The following is a 20835-nucleotide window of genomic DNA, read 5'->3' on the forward strand; positions in this document are numbered from 1 at the left end:
AACGCCAAAACAACGTCATCAACAGCACCAATTTACGGCAAACTTTCTTTGAGGGGCATATATCTTGAGACACTTTTTCCTTGAGACAACGGGATAAAAAAGCTAAATTGTATACATTATAAAAAGTAGAATTATCATCATGTCATCACGCACCGTTTTATCAGCAGTAATTAGCAGCTTAGTTGCTAGCACATTTATCCCTCCTGCCACGGCATCTAGCGCGAATGAGCCAATAAGATCCACGATTGATCGCAGCGGCTCAGCAACATCCTTTAAGGATTTCGATAAGTACGGTAATCAAAAGCTCAATCCATTATTTGATAACGGCAGTTGGCATGGATTTACCCAGCCAAACGATACTGCACAATACGGCGGTTTTACTGGGCCGATGATTATCGCGCAAGAATACCCAATAAATCTGGCGGCGCAATTAGATCAACTAACGATTAGCGATGCTAATTCAAACAAAATTTACGCCTTTGAAAACGCTAAGGCAGATATCCAAACGCTACCGGGGCAACTGGTTCAAGACTATGACTTTGGCGATTTTACACTGCGTTTAACGCTGCAATTTGTCAATCAGCGCATCGCTCTTATTCAATCGTCATTTACCAACAAACTCAATAAACCACTGCGTCTTAAACTCAATTGGCAAGGTAAACTGAATCAACTTTGGCAACCTAAAAAGCCTTTAACTAACACATTAAAAAATTGGCAACCTCAGATCAGCGATGATTTACAAGGAATTACGGTTAATCTACCCGCCGAGAAACAACGTTGGCATATGATGCTAGATGATAGCGCTCAATATCAAATCAGGCGTGATATCGAAACAACCAATAGCATTAATAACAAAACACTAAGTTATCGCAGCAGCGCTAGCATTGAACTAATGCCTAAACAGACACGCCGCATCAATACTACACAAAATTATTGGCAAACTGCTGAGCTAGCGAAGCAAGATCTAGCGTTAGTGAACCAGCTAATGACTAATCCGATGTACGCTAATTCGCAGGTACAACAAAGCAAACAACGCTGGCAACGTTATCTCGATAAAGGGCTTAACGACAACAGCCTATTACCAACAGATATCGCAGTAAAAGCAATTGAGACACTAAACGGCAACTGGCGCAGTGCCGCAGGTGCACTTAAGCACGATGTTGTGACACCGTCTGTCACCGCGCGTTGGTTTAACGGCGCATGGGCTTGGGATACTTGGAAACACGCCTATGCGATGGCGTCGTTTAATCCGAGCGTTGCCAAAGATAACATTCGCGCGATGTTTGATTATCAAATTACTCGCGATGATACGCGCCGTCCTTATGATCACGGTATGGTGGTAGACGCCATTTTCTATAACAAAGACAAAGTGCGCGGCGGCGAAGGCGGCAACTGGAACGAACGCAACACCAAACCACCCTTAGCGAGTTGGGCGGTATGGGAAGTATACGCCCAAACCAAAGACAAAAACTTCATTAGCGAGATGCTCCCTAAACTAGAAGCCTATCATCAGTGGTGGTATCGCAATCGCGACCACAATAAAAACGGCTTAATCGAGTATGGTGCCACCAATCACCGTTATCACAATACGCCTCAAGGCGAGTTGACCTTTAAAGTGAATTACGGCGCAGGCAAAACACCAGACTTCGTATCGAACTGTAAAAAAGGCGATAAGCAATGGCTAAGTTGCCACTCGATGGCTACCTACAATCAGGTGTTAAATGACGGTAGCTACCAGCAGCTGGACATCGGCGCGCAGCACGGCGCAGGCTGGGAGTCAGGCATGGATAACGCCGCTCGTTTTGGTTTTATCAATCAACAGCAGCTTAAGCGTTATGCCGATAAACACTATCAAGGTGATTTAAAGCAAGCCAATGCCGACTGGCAGGTGCGTTTTTTCGAAAACCGCGATAGCAAAAACCAGCTAGTTAGTTTTACCATCGATCAAGAATCAGTAGAGCTCAACAGTTATCTTGCGGCAGAAAAACAATTACTAGCGCAAATGGCTGGTGTTGTCGGCGACAGTATCAAAGAAAAGGAATACAGTGCAGCGTCGAAGCAATTGGCTAAACGCATTAATCAATGTTTCTTCGATGACAAAACGGGCTTTTACTACGACAGAAAAATTACTGCTAAACAAGTAACTGACAGCAGTTGCCCTGGAACCTTACTCACCAAACGCGGCCGCGGCCCAGAAGGCTGGAGCCCACTGTGGTCAAAAATTGCAACGCCAGAACAAGCATTGCGTGTCATTCAAGTGATGCTCGATGAAAACGAGTTTAATACCCTAATTCCATTTGGCACCGCCTCTAAAACCAATCCGGCCTACCATCCTGATATCTACTGGCGCGGCCGCGTATGGCTCGATCAGTTATATTTCGGCTTAGTCGCTTTAGATAATTATGGTTTTAAAAACGAGGCGAAGAAATTACTTAAACGCGTAGTAAAAAACGCCCAAGGACTCAATGCTCAGGGCGCAATTCGAGAAAACTACAACCCTGAATCTGGTGTAGTACAAGGCGCAACAAACTTTAGCTGGAGCGCAGCTCATTTGTATATGTTGCATAGAGAGTTTAATAACTAAGGTTTGCTAGGCGAGAATTTTAATATACGCGAACTATTTGGTGTGCTTACAAGGTTCACCTGCTTATTATAAATTCGCTAAAGCACACCAGTTACTTTTCTTTGCGTCGCCAAAGAAAAGTAACCAAAAGAAAGGCGACCCGTGGTTTAGCGCTGGTTCTTAAAAGATAAATTGCCTATTCAATACCGTATTTGATCCGCATCCATGCGGCAAATACTCAAAAATCATCCCTGATTTTTGCATTGGTCAATTTCTAATTTAAGACGCTAAACGGCGGGATTTATCCACGCTTAAAACCTATCACTCCGATCAATTACTCGGTAATACGCTAGATTTTTTATTTATTAACGATTAGAAACGCTATCAGTAATAACTTTCAAGCGATTATTCAATTGCAATAAGGGCGTTAAAACGAGTGAGCTTGTAAGGCGCCAAATCAGCATAAATAGCACCACACAATAGCCGAGTGATTGCAGAACCTGACGCACTAAGATTTCCTGTAGCGTTGACTCTAGCAGTTGATGATTAATCAGAATTTGCGCGAAACCGATATTGTTGTCGATGCCGCCTTCCACAAAAGTTAGTGGAATATCAATTACCCACTCTTGCTTTTCAAAGGGTTCAAAGTCTTGCTCTGAGATAATATTTTTAATGTTGGTCTTCGCGGAATAAAGCACGGTGCTGCCGTCTGATACAACCATGCCACTGATAAAGGCATTTTTGAGTTCGGCATTGGTAAAGTCTTTAATACTCTCTTCTGAGAAGTTCCAAATCAAGGCAGGAAGAACGGTTTCTGCACGTACTTTAGCGAGGGCAATCTGGGTAGTCATTTGCTCGTTGAGTTCGTCTTTCTCTTTGTAGTAATTCAATACGCCGGTGCAGAAAAACAGTAACAAAAATATTGATAGCGAAAAAAACAAAAACTTCGCTTTAAGAGACTTACCCAATTTAAACGCTAATTTCACTACCTAAGCTCCGTTTAAGCACTATCCATTAAAGTACTAACTGTTTACGAACTGACTACTATTTCTACTACTTTATCTCTAATTTAAGTCAGCGGCAACGGTTAAGTCCACATTACCATGATGGCAGCAATCGCAATTAATACTAAACCTAAACCATCTTTAATTTTTACCGGCTGTTTTAACCACAATACCGACACTAACATGGTAAAAAATATCTCCACCTGCCCCAATGTTTTAACATAAGGCACGCTTTGATACGCCATTGCACTAAACCAGCCGATAGAGCCGATACAACTGGTTAAACTGATCATAAAAGTAAGTTTACCGTGCTCTTGTAATTTGCGCAGTGTCGCTGGTCGTTTGACGGCTAAGTAGCTCACCAGCATTAAGGTTTGCAACACAATCACTATTAATAGCACCCAAGCAGCGCGATGGGTTGTCGGTAAATCCAGTGTTAAACTCGCTTCACGCACCCACAAAGAAGTCAGCGCGAAGCTAGTGCCACAGGCTAATCCCAACATTAACGTTTGCAGCGATAGTCCTTTAATGCCTTGGCGAGAGCTCATCAATAAAATAGCAACCGTACCAATCAGCACCCCGCCCCAACCAAACAAGCTTAAGCTGGTGCCAAAGAAAATGGTTCCCAAGATTGCAGCCACTAACGCCTCACTCTTGGCAAGGCCAGCACCAACGGCAAAATTGTTTAGCTTAAATAGTTTTACCATCAGTGCCGTGGCAAGGATCTGCATGCAAGCCGCGCCGACGACAAAAAAGATCAGTAATGGAGAAATAGTGGGAAATGAGGCAGGCTGAAAATAATACAGCCCACCTAAATAGAGTGCAGCTAAAGGCACTGCCCACAAAAATCGAGCAAGGGTTACGCCAACAACATCGACATCTTGACTGAGTTTACTTTGAAATGCATTACGCCATGACTGCGAAAACGCCGCCATCAGCGTAAAATAAATCCACATGTTGTGTCCTATAGTCTTTACTCAACAACGCAGATAGTGTGCTTTATCACGCCGCAAACTCAAGTGTATTTAATGAATGCTTGATATAGATTATTTAAATTTATCAGACAACAGACCAACGGTAATGGCGTAACTATTTGCACAGTTATAACGCAAAATAGTGCGGAAATTACCGTAGGTTAAAAACGCATCGCCGTTAACACCATCAGGTACCGTTAGCGTAGCTTTTAAGTTAACCGTTGGTAACTCAGCATTATTTAAACGACGTACGCCTAATTCGTTCCATTGCGACAGTGGCAGCTTTTCGCTATGAGCTCGTAAGGCACGACAGCCTTTTTCTGGCGTCACTTGCTTGGTGTCAGCCACCAGCTGTTTAGCATTTTCAGGTAGCGTAATTTGACGTCCCCAAGTTTGCTGGTCGTTCCAACCATAATGCTTTAAATAGTTCGCAATCGAGGCAAACACGTCGGCATGAGTGTGCCAAATATCTTTGCGACCATCGCCATCAAAATCTTGTGCAAGTTGCAGGAAGCTCGATGGCATAAACTGCCCTTGCCCCATCGCACCGCTCCAAGAGCCTTTCATATCTTCGAGTTTGATATGACCTTCTTTCAAGATAGTCAGTGCGTTAAATAACTCTTTTCTAAAGTAAGGGCCACGGCGCTTGTCATAGGCTAAGGTTGCTAACGAGCGAATGATGTCATTATTACCGGTGTAGTTACCATAGTTAGTTTCAAGGCCCCAAAACGCCAGAATAAAACGCGGCTGAACACCATAAGCTTTACCTACTTTTTCAAGTAGTTCACCGTGCTCTTTTTTCATTTTTAAACCAGTGTTAATACGCCAGTCTGACAAACGCTTAGTGCTGTAGCGCTTGAAGGTTCGTTTAAATTCTGGTTGTGCGCGGTCACTCTTAATCGCTTTTGGATAAGGCTTTAACCCAGTAAGTGCCTCTTCGATTAATTGATCGCTAAACCCTTTTTGTTTAGCTTCTACTTTGAGAGCTTCTAACCATGTTTGAAAATCTTGTTGTTGCTCGGCCAAAGCCACGTGGCTTAAACCGCATAGAGAAAAGGCAACTGCACCCAATGAAAAACGCTTTAATAGCTTCATCTTAATTTCCTAATGTTCTTTAAACTTTGTCAATCTTGCTCATGACCACCATGGTCTGCGAATGGAATTCGCGCTGGAATAACACCACCACAACCATGGTTGTTGCAAAAACAAATGCAATTGGGTGGATAAACCACGCCAAGGTCGACAGTGCAAAATAGTATGACCGCAGGCCATAGTTGTAGCTGTGACCAGCGTGGTCAATGATCTTAGCAAGGTGTTTTACAAATTTTTCGTCTTCTTCACTCACCTGTTCGCCTTTCGGCACATGAGGGAATGCCCCCATCAATACCGAACAGAACCCGTATTGGCGAAGCGACCACGTGAAGGTAAAAAACGCATAGATAAAGATTGCAAGCATCAAAATTAATCGTACTTGAATATCGAGTAAAGTCGCTGGATAAACCCCGGGAACAGATTGCATGATGGAGAATAGTCGTTCGGATGCTGACAATAGAGTAAGCAAAGCCGCTAGAATCAGCATAGTTGTCGAGGCAAAAAAGGTCACTTGTCGCTCAAGACTGGCGAGCAATGCCGTATCGGCAATCAGGTGTTCGCGATGAAGTAAGCGGGTCATCCAAGAAATTCGGTGTCGGTGCATCACAGACGCAATACAGTCGGTTTTTTTCGCTTGGCGCCTTGCAAAACGCGCATAACCAAACCAACACAGACACAACCACAACAAACAAAGAACAGTCACCATCACATTGTACATTCGACCAACCACCTCACGGTTTATATAAACTTAAAGATTCATCACTGATTTCAATGGTTTCTTATACTATCGTAAAGCGCTGTGGGTAGATATAATATTTAATCGCATTACCCTTGTTTTTTTACTCTATCGCCCATATACAACACCCATTACTTAATTTGTTGTATTTGCCCGATTTAATAAGGCCTCCAGTATGTCAGTTTATTATGTAGATTCATGTCGTTTACCTACTCGTTTAGGTGAGTTTACTATGCACGGCTTTAATGAAATCGAGGGCGATAAAGAGCACATCATTTTAACTTACGGCGATATCACGCCAGATGAACCACTGTTAATTCGCTTGCATTCAGAATGTTTAACGGGCGATTCGTTATTTAGTATGCGTTGTGACTGTGGCTATCAGTTAGAGACGGCGATGGCCGAAATTGTCAAAGCTGGCAAAGGGGCATTACTTTACCTACGCCAAGAAGGTCGCGGCATTGGCTTGATTAACAAAATTAAAGCCTACCACCTGCAAGACGACGGTGCCGATACGGTTGAAGCCAATGAGCGCTTAGGTTTTGCCGCTGATTTACGCCAATTTGATATGTGTAAACCTATGTTGGAGCACTTTGGCGTTAGCGCAGTGCGCTTGATGACCAACAATCCACGCAAAGTAAAATCGCTGCAAGACGTTGGTGTTAATGTTGTGGAACAAGTACCACTGCAAGTTGGCCGCAATCAACACAACGACGAATACCTCAACACTAAAGCCGAAAAAATGGGCCATATGTTTTTCCAAGGCTCTTTAAATGACTTAGGCTAGCCAAATACCCAGCCAAACTAGTGGAATGATTTAAAACTTCCACTAGTCTCCCTTCTCGACTTCCGATACAGTAATACGTTAATTATTTCATTTACCGCGAAAGAAAATCTCAGTCTTTCGGGTCTAGCACAGTCACCAACAGACAACAATTTAGGAAGTTTACTTAGTGACGGTTCAGGCAAAGACGCATTCATCTTGGCATCAACGAATTCGCAGCTGGCATAAATGGCTAGGCGTTGTTGTTGGCTTGCAGATGATCATTTGGATGGCAAGCGGCCTGTACATGGTGAGTATCGATATCGAGAAAATCCATGGCGATCACTTTGTAAAAGAAACTTCTTCGCTGCCGGTTACCGAGATAACGTCAGTTCCCAAGCAATTTTCTCAGGCTAAACGAGTGCTATTAACCAGCCAGCTAGGACGCCAAATTTACCTTATCGATAACCGCTGGCTCATCGATGCGATTAGCGGTGAAGCAATCACCGTCGATAAAACCTACATTACCCAACGCGCCAAAGAGTCCTATAAAGGCACTGCCACTATAAAGTCAGTCACTAAGCTGCTGCGCTACCCCGATGAGCTAGGAGGACGTAAGCGCCCAATATGGCGAGTCGATTTTGAGGATAGTTTTAATCCGAGCTTTTACTTTTCAGTGCAAACAGCCGAATTAGTGCGTAAGCGCAGCGATTTATGGCGCATGTTCGACTTTTTATGGTCGCTACATATCATGGACTATCAAGATGGTGAAGATAGCCATAATTCCTTATTGCTAATCGCGTCGATTGTTGCCCTGCTATTGACCACCAGCGGAATTTGGCTCATTTGTTATGCCATTTGGCTACCAGCGCCTGTTGGTAAGCTCGGTTGGTTGGTTAACACTCATCGTTATTTAGTGCTTATCGTCGGCATTCAGATGTTATTATGGGTGGCAAGCGGCCTTGCGTTCAATTTGCTCAGTAGCGATAAAACTAGTAGCGAAATCAAGGTTAACCGCATGGCTAGCGTGCGCTTTGTGCCGCAAGCTATTAATTTCAACGACATCAAAGCGAAGTTCCCAGCAGCCAGCAGAATCAATATTGCCGCAACAGAAACTAAGCCGCTTATTTATGTCACTGAAAGTTTCAATAGCCAACAGCTTCCACCATTCACTCTCGCGTTAAAAAACGAGTTGTTAAGCCGTGAGCAGATCCGTGAAATAGCGAGTAGAGCCATCAACCAGCCCTTGCCGATTAACAAGATCGAATTGGTAAAAAGTGAAGATGCAGAAGCGCGTCAATTTAAACGCAGAGTGTGGCGGGTTCATTATGACAATGACAATCACACCGCCGTTTATATAGATGCCTACAGCGGAAAAGTCCTTAAAGCGATTGAAGATACGTGGCGCCTGCGAGATCTCTTTTGGATGCTGCACATTATGGATTATCAAGCGCGCAGTGATTTTAACAATCCACTGATTATTTGCGCCGCAACAATTGCCTTTATCGGCAGTTTAGCAGGCGGCGTGTTAGTTTTCTTGTGTATTAGAGTCGGTCGCAAGAATCGAGATAATAGTATTAGCATCACGTTTAAGTCAGGTGATGATGAACAAAGAGTTTCTGCCGTGGCGCAACAAACGCTGCTTAGTGCCCTCAATAAAGACGAGCAACGAATACCGTCGGGCTGTGGTGGTAAAGGTACGTGCGGCCAATGCATAGTAGCAATTGATAACTACGATGCGCCGCTTAACCATCAACAGCAAATGACTCTGCGCAACAGTGAAATTAATGCAGGGTTACGCCTTGCTTGTCAGACTAAGATCAACGGTAACTTAACAGTACAATTAGGCGCTGGCGATAATTTCTCGTCGACAACAGCAACAGTCGTTAACTCGCGTTTTGTCGCACCATTTATCAAAGAAATCACCTTGCGAGCTGACAGCAACTTCCGCTATGGCGCAGGTCAGTATGTCAATATCACTATTCCCACTGGCAACTATCAACTGAATAGTCATATTCCCGTCCAATACAAAAATCAATGGCAGCAGCTGCAAGCGATTAACCCTCAAGTGGTTGTGTCAGCAACAGAGCAACGCAGTTATTCCATCGCCAATGAATATGATGGTTCCGGCACTATCACTTTGTTAGTTAGATTGATAGAACAAAACGGCCAATTAGGTAGTGGCTCAGGCTATTTATTTACTTTAGATAATGGCGCACACGTTGAGCTTTCTCCGGCGATGGGGGACTTTTCGTTAGAGCGCGACCAAACACGTGAAGTCGTATTAGTTGGTGCTGGTTCAGGATTAGCGCCGCTGCGAGCGATGTTACAACAAGCCATTAGTCAAAATCGTCGCCGTATTTCACTATGGGTAGGTGCTCGCGCTCAAACAGATATAGTGACCGCGCCATACTTTGATCAATTGAGTCATTCACACAAAAACTTTCAATGGCGACTGAGCCTGTCGCAACCTGATACGTCATGGAATGGTTTAACGGGCTATATTCAAGAGCACTTATTTGAAGGTTATTTAAATAAGCATCAGGATTTATCGCAAGTGGACTTTTATCTTTGTGGTCCGGAGGCGATGATGAACGATATACGTCAGCGCCTTATCTTAAAGGGTGTTAGGCATCAGCAAATCAAGCGCGATAGTTTTACCTAGCTCAACGCGACCATAAAAAAAGCCGTTTCAGCATTCACTGAAACGGCTTTTTAAGATATCTGTAATATTAGATATTGAAGCTAGAGCCACAACCACAAGTTGCTGTAGCATTTGGATTATCCACTAAAAAGCGAGAACCCTCTAAGCCTTCTGTGAAATCAACTTTGCCGCCAACAAGGTATTGTAAACTCATAGGATCAACGACCATACGCGCGCCGTCTTTTTCTAACGTCATGTCGCCATCGTTAACTTTGTCATCAAAGGTAAACCCGTATTGGAAACCTGAACAACCACCACCCGTGATATAAACACGTAGTTTAAGATCTTGATTATCTTCATCTTCAAGCAAGTACTTTACTCGCTTAGCCGCAGCAGGCGTGAACTCTAATGGAATTCCTGCCTCAACAACTTCTACCGACATATTAACCTCTTCACATTTGCTATCGAGTTTTAGCTATACCCGACTAATTTGGTCAATTATCTAATAGTGACCGCTTTGGTGCAACGATTAATTGCTCATCAATGAGGCAATGAGACAATGAGCACAGCTTTAGCAACAGTTAGCTTGCCGTTGGCAATATTGGCTGCATTGGTAACTTAATGAGCTCATTCCACGGGTACTCTTGTACTACGTTTGCCGCTTTTTGTCCGCGCTGGCGCGGCATTTTGATAGTGACCGTTAATCGCTCTGGCATGAAACCTTCAGGCAACTCAAAATCACTTTTAACGTGTTGAAAAAAACGAAAGCTCAGCTTGAGATCTTTAGTAGATTTAATCATTTTCGCCACGTCTAACACCTGAGGTTTGCCATCGATGCTGCCGAAAATCTCCAATGCTAAATTACCTTTGATATAGCGCTTACGCTTTTCGAGTTGCGCAATCAACACCTCAAATCGGATGTGGCGCTGGCTAATGCCTTGCGTCAAAATCACCTTTTCAATATGAACGCCGTTGGCGGTGTATTCTGGCGCCATAACTTTTTGATAAAACCTCAGCGCCAATTGCTGTTCAAGCGATTCAGCTTGCAGTGACAACAAGGTCGTATTCATTTCGTTAATTGTTTTGCGTTCAATCTCTAACGCCATATTAGCTTGTGCTAATGACTGCTCAATTTGCGCCACTTTTTGTGTCAATTGCGCCAGTTTAGGATCTGGCGGAGGCGGGGGCTGTTGCTGCCAAATCATTGCTACTCCACCAGCACCGGCAAGCACAGCCACCAGCAGTGATATAACGCCAAAGCGCGCTTTGTTTATTGTTTTAAAACTTAACATTACAGCCTTTATCTGTTTCAATAGGTCAGATTTTCTCCGACGCGATGTCGGTGCTATAAAATATCATTGTTCAATCAGCTAGGCCAACTATCGATTTTGATGAGACTAAGACACGCCATTAAACTTCCCCTTTCAAATGCAGCTCCGTCATGGCAGTTGGTTGTCTTGGGGGCAATTGTCGGTTTAATAGCCGCCTTTGCGATTGTGGCAATGCGTCAATCTATCGAAGCGATTCAACTTTACTTTGGGCTTGGTCATCACGACTCATTTGGCGCAGAAGGTCAGATTACTCGTATGTTAGCGCCATTGGTTGGCGCACTTGTTATCTTGTTTATCGCCTTTATTACTCATCAAAAATACCACCGCATGGGGATCCCCTTTGTGTTGCATCGCCAACGCAAATTCAATGGATTCATCCCCATTGGCAATACTATTAATCAGTTCTTTAGCGCAATAGCAGCATTAGCCAGTGGCTTCTCTGTGGGTAAAGAAGGCCCCGCCGTTCACGTGGGTGCAGGTAGCGCCAGTTACTTATCGCAAAAGCTTAATATACCTCATAACTCAATGCGTATCCTCACCTCTTGCGGCATAGCAGCGGGTATAGCAGCGACCTTTAATGCACCGCTAGCTGCTGTTGTTTTCGTGCTTGAGGTCGTATTACAACAATTTCGCATTCACTCCTTTTTACCGCTTATGGTGGCATCACTAATAGGTAGCACCGTCAGCCAGCAGTTTTTTGGCGATAACCACGATTACGCCCATATTGCCATTACTACCTTAAAACTCGATTCTATCGGCCCTTTTATTGTCCTAGGCCTCATTGTCGGTATCGCGGCAACCATATTTAATCGATCCTTACTTACGGTAATGAAAGCATCCTCAAAGATGACTATGGGCGTGCGATTACCGCTGGCGGGTTGTATTGTTGGCATTATTGCGTGGTTTATTCCTCATGTGGTGGGCACAGAAGCTGGCGCGCTTAACATTGCCTTTAGTGAGCAACCGGAATTGAGCTTTATTGCACTAGTGCTTATTGGTAAATTTTTAGCCACGATCTGCGCGTTAGGCTTAGGCATTCCTGGCGGTGTGATTGGTGTGTTATATGCGCTTGGCGCGCTGCTCGGAAGCGTATTAGTGTGGAGCGTCATGCCCTATTTGCCAGAGGTCGCTCCCTATGCGTCGATGGCGATTATGATTTGTATGGTGGCACTTATGGCATCGAGCCTCAACGCACCATTGGCGGCCTTGGTGGCAATCTTAGAAATCTCTCAACAGGCGACTATTATCTTCCCGAGTCTGTTGGTTGTTGTGCCTGCCATTATTGTTGCTCAACAAATGTTTGGAACCCGCTCACTCTTTATTGAGCAATTAGAATTCCAAAAATTGCCTTATAAAACAGCCCCCGTCTATAACACCCTGCAAGATACCGGCGTGCTGAGCTTGTTGCGTCGTAAATTTCATTGTGTGCAGCGATTTAAAGCCGATGAGTCGACGTCAATTTCAAAACCAGTATTCATCAAACCCGATCCGCAAATCGCGCGTTATTATGCACCGCACGCTATTCAGTCATTACCCATTCTCTATGACAACGCCACTTTAGCCGATGTTTATCAAGAGCTAGCACCAAATCGCGACGGTTATGTGCTTATCGTAACTCAGGCAACAAATGAGCTTATTGGCTTTGTTACTTGGCGTTCGTTAAGCAAGCACTTACATCGGGAATACGAGTAAACTTTTATTGTTCTAATGGTCATATCTTCATTGGTTTAGCCCGCTTATTCTGGTATATTTTGCGCCCAACATAAGCACTATCTGAGCTTGCCCAATTCACACTGCCATGAGGTTTCAACCATGACCGATTTTACCGGAAATCACATCCTGTCTGTTAATCAACTAGATCGCGATGCCATCGCTAAGATTTTTGAAACCGCTAATATGATGTTGCCTTACGCCCAGCGTAAAAAACGCACTCACGTACTCGATGGTGCAATTCTCGGCAATATGTTTTTTGAAGCCAGTACCCGTACTCGCGTTAGCTTTGGCAGTGCCTTTAACTTACTCGGTGGTTTCGTACGTGAAACAACGGGCATGAGTAGCTCAGCGTTAGCCAAAGGCGAGTCTCTTTACGATACAGCGCGTGTATTAAGTAGCTACGCCGATGTAATTGCGATGCGCCATCCACAATCAGGCTCTGTAAAAGAATTTTCAGAAGGTTCGATGGTGCCGGTGATTAATGGTGGTGACGGCGCTAATGAGCACCCAACGCAAGCCCTACTCGATTTGTACACCATCGAAAAAGAGTTAACCGCTAGTCTGCAAACTATCGACAAGATGCATATTGCTATGGTGGGTGATTTAAAACACGGCCGTACTGTTCATTCGCTATCTAAACTATTGGCGCAATATAAGAACATTACCTTTAGCCTGATTTCACCGAAAGCGCTGGCGATGCCAGATGAAATTGTGTCAGTGCTTGAAAATGCAGGTCACAAGGTCATTATCACCGATAGCATTGAAGGCAATGTCGATGCCGATATTTTGTACCTTACACGCATTCAAGAAGAGCGTTTTACTAGCCAAGAAGAAGCCGATTTATACCGCGGTCAGTTTAGACTTAATCAACAGATTTATACCAAGCACTGTAAATCTAATACGGTAATTATGCACCCATTACCGCGCGACAGCCGTAGTGATGCTAATGAGTTAGATACCGACCTCAACTTAAACCCCAATTTAGCTATTTTCCGTCAGGTGGAAAACGGCGTATTAATTCGCATGGCGTTATTTGCCCTAACCCTAGGTGTTAGCGATCAGGTGAGCAAACACGAATCAGATGTTCACTGGTTTAGCCGCAAGTAACCCTATTTAATTTTTATAAGGAATCGCAATGAGTCGTTCAGAGCAATTATTTAATCAAGCGCAAGAAACTATTCCAGGTGGCGTAAACTCACCAGTGCGTGCATTTAAAGGTGTTGGTGGCAGTCCACTATTTATCGAGAAAGCCGATGGTGCGTTAGTCACAGATGCCGACGGTAAAGACTACATCGATTACGTTGGTTCTTGGGGCCCGATGATTTTAGGTCACAATAACCCACAAGTTCGTCAAGCAGTTATCGATCAAGCAGCATTCGGTTTAAGTTTTGGCGCACCGACTGAACTTGAAATCACCATGGCAGAAAAAGTGCGCAAGCTAGTGCCTTCGATGGAACAAGTGCGCATGGTTAGCTCAGGCACAGAAGCAACGATGAGTGCGATTCGCCTTGCGCGTGGCTACACTAATCGCGACAAAATCTTAAAATTTGAAGGCTGTTACCACGGTCATGCTGACTCATTATTAGTAAAAGCTGGTTCTGGCGCCCTAACGCTAGGCCAACCTAGCTCTCCGGGTATTCCAGCAGATTTTGCCCAGCACACATTAACCGCACAATTTAACGATATCGATTCAGTGAACGCGCTTTTCGACGAACATGGCGCTGATATCGCGTGTATTATTGTTGAGCCAGTTGCAGGCAACATGAACTGTATTCCACCGCGTGATAACTTCCTGCAAAAGCTACGTGAAGTGTGTGACAAGTCAGGCGCTTTATTAATTATCGATGAGGTGATGACAGGATTCCGCGTTGCATTGGGCGGCGCACAAGCTTACTACGAAGTAACACCTGATTTAACAACGCTTGGTAAAGTCATCGGTGGCGGTATGCCAGTAGGTGCATTCGGCGGCAAGAAAGAAGTGATGCAACACATTGCGCCTACAGGTCCTGTTTATCAAGCGGGTACTTTATCTGGCAACCCAATTGCAATGGCAGCAGGCCTAAAAACACTAGAGCTATTAGAGGAAGATGGCCTACACGCTAGCCTGACTGAAAAAACAGAAAAGCTAGCGCTTGGTTTTAAAGCGCTAGCCGACAAACACAATGTGCCATTAACGGTAAATTACGTCGGTGCGATGTTTGGTATTTTCTTCACTGACCAATCAGAAGTTACCTGTTTTGAGCAAGTAACCAAGTGTGATATTGAACGTTTCAACACCTTCTTCCACTTGATGTTAGATGAAGGCGTTTACCTAGCACCTTCTGCCTATGAAGCAGGCTTCTTATCTATCGCTCATGGCGATAAAGAAATTGAAGCGACACTCGCGGCGGCTGATATTTGTTTCGCGAAGCTAGCGAAATAATCGAATCGGCATAAAAAAGGGCGGTAAATCTTAGGATTTACCGCCCTTTTTCTTCTTTAACTTTCATAAGAGCCTAACTTTGAGTCGCCAAAATGAACTCCATTTGTTCGTTTGACCATTGCAGCGCTTCTTCATAGATCTCTGGTACTTTATCTTCGGCAATACCTAACAGTGCGAGTTCTTCATTAACCGTTTGCCAATTCGACACTTCATAAGCCCGAGCGACATCCACAACATGGGCTAAGATACCTTCACCTGATACTAAAGCATTCTTAATATCTGCAGATAAAGGCAGTTTTTCCATCGCATTTTCCATGCTATCGCCTAATATCGCGTCAATTAACGACAACATCCCCGTTAAAAAGGCGACACTACTTTCTTCAACCTTAGGGCTTATCATGGCCAACCCCTCAGCAAAACGAGCGCGAGTTAGCGACATTGCCATTAATTCAGGTGGCTTATTCGATGCCAACTGTGCCGAAAATAGCACTGATAAAAATTTCTGTAGTTCTTTCTTACCCAAGGTAACTAAGGCTTGTTTAATGCTTGAAATCTCTGCACGGCGGCGAAAGACGGCCGAATTACTATAACGCAATAATTTATAGGCGAGATTAACATCGAGCTCAAATACCGAAATAATCTTCGGTAAATCAAGATCCACCTTACTCGTTTCGTAAAGTAATTCCGCCAGACTAAATTGAGCTGGCGATAATGACTTAGCTTCTACCATTTGTGGTTTAGCGAAGAAATAGCCTTGAAAGTAGCTAAATCCCAAGTCTTTAGCGCGTTCAAACTCTTCGTGAGTTTCAATTTTTTCGGCTAGCAAACTGATATGTGGATAATCGGCAACAGCAGCAATAATCTCATCGATCTGCGCTGGCGTAGACGCTAAAAAATCCACCTTAAGCATTTTGATGTAAGGAAAGAAATGGCGCCAAACAGGTTCGTGCTCATAATCATCAAGCGCTATAAAGTAACCTGCCTCATGCAACTCTTTTACTTCCGCCAACAAACGTTTACCCGGACGCTCAGTCTCTAAGATCTCAATCACTACATCTTCTGGTGGGATCAGAGTTGGATATTTTTTGCTTAAAGTTTGATAGGTGAAGTTTATAAATGCAGGTTTGTTGTTAGTGAGATCTGATAATGAAAAATCGAATTGGCTACCAGCGATAATCTTTGAAGTCGCTTCGTTACCATCAATATTCGGAAAAGCATTAGTCACTCCATCACGAAACAGCAATTCGTAGGCATATAAATTTTGCTCAGCGTCTAATATCGGCTGGCGAGCTGCGTGAAATTTCATGAACGGTGGAGCCTTTTGTTACTTTTATTATTGGGGACTACATATGGTCTACCAAACTAGCCCAAATTGCATATTAATGCAAAGGTAACGCATGGATTATGATGGGTTCGGCTAATTCTTGAACGGCGCAACCTGTGTGCTGCGCCGTTAATGAAGAGTTTAGGCGGAATGACGCTTTCTAAAGATAATTGTGAGGATCGCACTAGCGGCTAAAATCATCGGATAGAAAACATGCATCGAGACATCGAGTGGTGACAAGCTAAACATCGCACCTATCATCAATGCTTGAGCGCCATAAGGCAGCAGGCCTTGAATACAACACGCAAAAATATCAAGTAAACTCGCACTGCGTTTGGGCTCAACATCATGAGTATCCGCCAAATCTTTTGCAACGCCACTGGCGACAATAATAGATACGGTGTTGTTCGCGATAGCCAGATTGGTCAGACTAACCACGCTAGCAATACCCAGCTCAGCAGAAACCGTGCTGACCTTGCCTTTTTTCTCACTCATGCGCGCTAGAATTCGATCGATAAATTTAACAATAAAAGCCAAACCACCTTGATGACTCATCACAGCGCCAAGACCGCCGATTAACATGGCAAGAATAAGGATCTCTTGCATGTCACTAAAGCCCTTATAGATATCTTTAGCCCAGTTCATTAGCGCGTAATCTGGTGTTTGGAATAAGCCAACGAGGCCTGCCATTACCACACCACTACCAAGTACGACAAAGACATTCACTCCAGCAACTGCCAACACCAGAATAGCGATATAAGGCAGTACCTTAATCCAATCAATTTCACCAACTGGCGGTAGCGGTGCATCACTGCCTAGGAAAAATAATAGAATTAATACACCCAATGCAGCAGGCATCGCAATGCGTAGGTTTTCTTTGAATTTGTCTTTCATTTCACAACCTTGGGTACGAGTTGCCGCAATAGTTGTGTCTGAGATAATCGATAAATTATCACCAAACATCGCGCCGCTAATTACCGCGCCTCCCATAATGGCAACATCAATGCCAGCGGTTTGTGCAACACCTAACGCAATAGGTGCAACAGCACCTAGTGTACCCATTGAGGTCCCCATAGCTGTGGCGATAAATGCACTAATCAAAAAGAAGCCAGGTAGCAGGAACCACGACGGAATTAAGCTCAATCCAAGATTTACCGTCGATTCAACGCCGCCAGTAGCGCTAGCAACAGCGGCAAAAGCACCTGCCAGCAAATAAATAAGACACATGGCGATTACATTGCTATCACCAACGCCATTGGTGAATTGCTCAATAGTGTCGTTAATGGTGTCGCGAGATAAGATTATTGCGAGGACAATTGCAGGTAACACAGCAACAGGGGCAGGCACTTGATAAAAGGCGTATTCAACACCTTGTAGTGTCAGGTAAACACCGGTTCCTAAAAATAGTGCTAAAAATAGCATTAGTGGCAATAATGCGATGCCACTAGGAACAATAGTCGATGGAGCTTTTGAGTTCATGGATAAACCCTTTTAGTTTATTAGTGTGGGAAAAATACCCAATCTCCAACGACATGTCAAACTAGACGTCTAAACATCTAGACGTAGATCTACTTTCGTTGCGCCTTGATCTTCTCATAGGCTGCTTGAATGTCTTGTGCCTTTTGATTGGCAATTTCTAACATCTCTGGTGGTAAGCCTTTTGCTGCTAACTTATCTGGATGATGTTGTGCCATTTGCTTACGCCATGCTTTTTTAATGGTGTTATCATCAGCATCGCTGCTTACACCTAAAATATCGTAAGCATCCTGTAGTGACGGTCCCGACTGCGACGACGAAGCCTGCTGACGATGAAATTTCATTTGTGCGTCGAGCTGTTGCAGTAATCTGTCGAGATCGCGGCTAGAAAAGCCCAATGATTTAGCAACTACATGCAGAATCGTGCGCTCTTTTGGATGTAACTCACCATCGGCAAACGCCGCTTGTAACTGTACTTCAAGAAATAGCTGCAAAATATCTCGCTGACCAAATGAGCTTTTTTTAAAGTCTTTCAGGGTTTGTTCAAGAGGAAAGTCACTCGACTTCCCCTCACTAAACGCCGCTTGCGCCTCACGACGTTTATCACCCGTTAACCCCATGCGATCCATTAACGCTGAAGCCGCGCTAATTTCTTGTGGAGTTACCTGACCGCTGGCCTTTGCGATATGACCATAAACTGAAAATACCGCATGGAAAAATACGGCTTGATTAGCAAAGGAATCCTTATTAACAAAGAACTTAGTAAAACCACCTTGGTTTGAAAAGTCTTGGCTCATGCTGCGATCAAATCGATGACCTATATATAGCCCTAAGAGCGCACCTGCCCATTTTCCAAACATAAAGCCGAACATAAAGCCCAGCACCTTACCCCAAATTTTCACTAACTCTTCACTCCTAAGCTTTATTTGTGTCAGCTTTACTTGTCTAAGTTTTGTTTACGCAGCTGCAGGTCAAGCAGTTCAAGACGCTGTGGCGTGCCAATATCAAACCATTGACCACGATAAACTTCACCAGCAACACGATTATGTTCAATATGCTGTCTAATAAGCGGCCCTAAGGCACAAACACCATCGTCCACGCCATCAAAAAAATCACGATGATAAACTGCAATGCCGGAAAAGGTGAATTGCTCCTCCCCCGTTGTTAACAAACCATCAGCAACAGCAAAGTCCCCAGCCGGATTGTGTTGTGGGTTTTCCACTAACACTAAATGTGCTAGAACGCCTGCGGGGAGCTGCTTTGGCAATAGTGAGAAATCAAAGTCAGTCCATACATCGCCATTAACTACCATAAAGTAATCACTGTCTATTTGAGACAACGCTTTTTTAATACCACCAGCAGTTTCCAGTGCGTTATTGCCTTCATCACTGTAATGGATGTTGAGGTTCCAGCTATCACCATTACCTAAGGTTTGCGGCAACAAGTGCCCTAACCATGCGTGATTAATGACAACATCTTTAAAACCACAATCACGTAACTTGTCGAGGTGATAGCTAATCAAGGGCTTATCATTAACACAAAGTAGTGGTTTAGGCAGAGCGTCGGTGAGTGGTCGCATACGCTCACCGCGACCAGCAGCAAGGATCATTGCGTACATTGTTCAATCCTCTTGGCAAGTATTGGTAGAACTTTGTGCTCGAATAATTGTTGCAGTTGGCTAAGTTGTGGATACTGTCGGCAAACTTCTAATATGTAATCGACGACTAGTGGTAAGTCATTTAAATAAGCCGATTTGCCGTCGCGTAAATGTAAGCGGCTAAAAATCCCACATACTTTTAAATGACGTTGCAAGCCCATCAAATCAGCGGCTTGGCGAAATTCATCGCAAGATAAGGTCAATTTAAGTGCACTGTGATATTTATCATAAGCTTCATCCAGTAATTGCTGTCTTAGCTCATCATCGATTTTAAAATAACAATCTTTAAGCAGCGAAATAGCATCATAAGTAAGTGGGCCAACAACGGTATCTTGATAATCAATGACGGCGAGTGACTGACCATCGCGCACCATAATGTTTCTTCCGTGAAAATCGCGATGAGTGGCCACTTGAGGTTGCTCAATGGCGCTTTGCACCAGCCAACTAAAACACTCATCAAGCTGATAACTCGCCATGTCTTGCGCAGAAAGACCTAACAATTGCTGACAAAACCAATCTTTGAACAGCCCTAACTCTAGATTAAAAAACTCAGCGTCATAACGAGCCTTATCATCTGTCACTGCAACTTTGGCCATTAAAGGTAATAACCCTATTGCTTTGCGATACCAATAAAGTGGATTGTCTTTAACCAGTGGCAGCAGCGCTTGGTCACCGAGATCCGTTAAGCACAGAAACCCTAGAGTTAAGTCTGAGGCGATAACACGTGGAACATCGATGCCAACGGCGGCGTATTGCGCCGAAAACTCCAGAAATTGCGCATTTTTCTCTGTCGCTGGCGGCGCGTCGACTAAGATGTAACTAACACCTTGAACCATCGCTCGAAAATAGCGTCTAAAGCTGGCGTCGGCGCTTACAACTTGCCAGTCTTCGATAGCTTGGTCTATTTGAGAATCAAACCATTGCTGCAGTAATTGCTGTCGAGTATCGATAACGTCGCTCCTTAAAACTGTGCGATTGTCGCTAATATGAAGCAAAAGGCGTTACATAAATAGCCCTAGGCCGAGAATTGCGATATTATAGCCGTTTAATTTTTCTATCGGAAAGCTTTGATTTTCAAACTCTTGATAATCAAAGTAATAGGCCGATTTCTTGATGATTTGAGTATACCTGAACTT

17 protein-coding genes are annotated in these 20835 nt (G+C 44.0%); 6 read left to right on the forward strand and 11 right to left on the reverse strand.

Annotation, left to right across the window (positions count from 1 at the left end):
- The first annotated feature begins 139 nt into the window (after positions 1-139).
- Positions 140-2584, forward strand: a complete 2445-nt coding sequence (gene ygjK, locus MHM98_RS08625; protein ID WP_239438848.1) for an alpha-glucosidase — start codon at positions 140-142, stop codon at positions 2582-2584.
- Between the two features lie 344 nt (positions 2585-2928).
- Here ygjK and MHM98_RS08630 read toward each other — a convergent pair whose 3' ends face one another.
- From MHM98_RS08630 to MHM98_RS08645, 4 genes are all read right to left on the reverse strand, one after another.
- Positions 2929-3549 (reverse strand): hypothetical protein, encoded by a 621-nt coding sequence (locus tag MHM98_RS08630; RefSeq protein WP_239438849.1) that lies wholly within the window; start codon positions 3547-3549, stop codon positions 2929-2931.
- A gap of 101 nt (positions 3550-3650) precedes the next feature.
- On the reverse strand, positions 3651-4523 hold the full coding sequence (locus MHM98_RS08635; protein WP_239438850.1) for a DMT family transporter: 873 nt from the start codon (positions 4521-4523) through the stop codon (positions 3651-3653).
- Positions 4524-4613: 90 nt separating this feature from the next.
- Complete coding sequence (locus MHM98_RS08640; RefSeq protein WP_239438851.1) at positions 4614-5636, reverse strand: lytic murein transglycosylase; 1023 nt, start codon at positions 5634-5636, stop codon at positions 4614-4616.
- A gap of 19 nt (positions 5637-5655) precedes the next feature.
- Positions 5656-6351 (reverse strand): DUF599 domain-containing protein, encoded by a 696-nt coding sequence (locus MHM98_RS08645; RefSeq protein ID WP_239438852.1) that lies wholly within the window; start codon positions 6349-6351, stop codon positions 5656-5658.
- 193 nt (positions 6352-6544) lie between these two features.
- Here MHM98_RS08645 and ribA point away from each other — a divergent pair, with 193 nt between their 5' ends.
- On the forward strand, positions 6545-7156 hold the full coding sequence (gene ribA / locus MHM98_RS08650) for a GTP cyclohydrolase II (protein WP_239438853.1): 612 nt from the start codon (positions 6545-6547) through the stop codon (positions 7154-7156).
- 166 nt (positions 7157-7322) lie between these two features.
- The gene (locus MHM98_RS18930) at positions 7323-9797 is read left to right on the forward strand and encodes a 2Fe-2S iron-sulfur cluster-binding protein (protein ID WP_239438854.1); all 2475 of its coding nucleotides are present in this window, start codon (positions 7323-7325) and stop codon (positions 9795-9797) included.
- A 67-nt stretch (positions 9798-9864) separates the two neighbouring features.
- On the opposite strand, the gene erpA is transcribed toward MHM98_RS18930, so the two are convergent.
- Together erpA and MHM98_RS08665 are read right to left on the reverse strand one after the other, a co-directional pair.
- Positions 9865-10218 carry an iron-sulfur cluster insertion protein ErpA gene (erpA, locus tag MHM98_RS08660; protein WP_239438855.1) on the reverse strand — a complete coding sequence of 118 codons (354 nt, stop codon included), beginning with the start codon at positions 10216-10218 and terminating at the stop codon, positions 9865-9867.
- Between the two features lie 139 nt (positions 10219-10357).
- Positions 10358-11068, reverse strand: a complete 711-nt coding sequence (locus MHM98_RS08665; protein WP_239438856.1) for a DUF6776 family protein — start codon at positions 11066-11068, stop codon at positions 10358-10360.
- 99 nt (positions 11069-11167) lie between these two features.
- Here MHM98_RS08665 and MHM98_RS08670 point away from each other — a divergent pair, with 99 nt between their 5' ends.
- The 3 genes from MHM98_RS08670 to hemL all read left to right on the forward strand — a co-directional run bounded on the left by MHM98_RS08670 (position 11168) and on the right by hemL (position 15242).
- Entirely contained in the window at positions 11168-12799 is a 1632-nt protein-coding gene (locus MHM98_RS08670) for a chloride channel protein (protein ID WP_239438857.1), read from the forward strand.
- A gap of 120 nt (positions 12800-12919) precedes the next feature.
- Positions 12920-13927: an aspartate carbamoyltransferase gene (locus tag MHM98_RS08675; protein ID WP_239438858.1), complete on the forward strand. Its 1008-nt coding sequence runs from the start codon at positions 12920-12922 to the stop codon at positions 13925-13927.
- A gap of 28 nt (positions 13928-13955) precedes the next feature.
- Positions 13956-15242, forward strand: a complete 1287-nt coding sequence (gene hemL / locus MHM98_RS08680; protein WP_239438859.1) for a glutamate-1-semialdehyde 2,1-aminomutase — start codon at positions 13956-13958, stop codon at positions 15240-15242.
- A 73-nt stretch (positions 15243-15315) separates the two neighbouring features.
- Here hemL and MHM98_RS08685 read toward each other — a convergent pair whose 3' ends face one another.
- From MHM98_RS08685 to MHM98_RS08705, 5 genes are all read right to left on the reverse strand, one after another.
- Positions 15316-16548: an HDOD domain-containing protein gene (locus MHM98_RS08685; protein WP_239438860.1), complete on the reverse strand. Its 1233-nt coding sequence runs from the start codon at positions 16546-16548 to the stop codon at positions 15316-15318.
- Between the two features lie 159 nt (positions 16549-16707).
- Positions 16708-18045: a Na+/H+ antiporter NhaC family protein gene (locus MHM98_RS08690; RefSeq protein WP_239438861.1), complete on the reverse strand. Its 1338-nt coding sequence runs from the start codon at positions 18043-18045 to the stop codon at positions 16708-16710.
- Between the two features lie 89 nt (positions 18046-18134).
- Entirely contained in the window at positions 18135-18944 is an 810-nt protein-coding gene (gene djlA, locus MHM98_RS08695) for a co-chaperone DjlA (RefSeq protein WP_239438862.1), read from the reverse strand.
- 35 nt (positions 18945-18979) lie between these two features.
- The gene (murU, locus tag MHM98_RS08700) at positions 18980-19660 is read right to left on the reverse strand and encodes an N-acetylmuramate alpha-1-phosphate uridylyltransferase MurU (protein WP_239438863.1); all 681 of its coding nucleotides are present in this window, start codon (positions 19658-19660) and stop codon (positions 18980-18982) included.
- Entirely contained in the window at positions 19648-20694 is a 1047-nt protein-coding gene (locus MHM98_RS08705; RefSeq protein WP_239438864.1) for a phosphotransferase, read from the reverse strand. The genes murU and MHM98_RS08705 overlap by 13 nt, the downstream gene beginning before the upstream one ends.
- Between the last annotated feature and the right edge of the window lie 141 nt (positions 20695-20835).

Source organism: Psychrobium sp. MM17-31 (genome assembly GCF_022347785.1).
GTDB lineage: Bacteria > Pseudomonadota > Gammaproteobacteria > Enterobacterales > Psychrobiaceae > Psychrobium.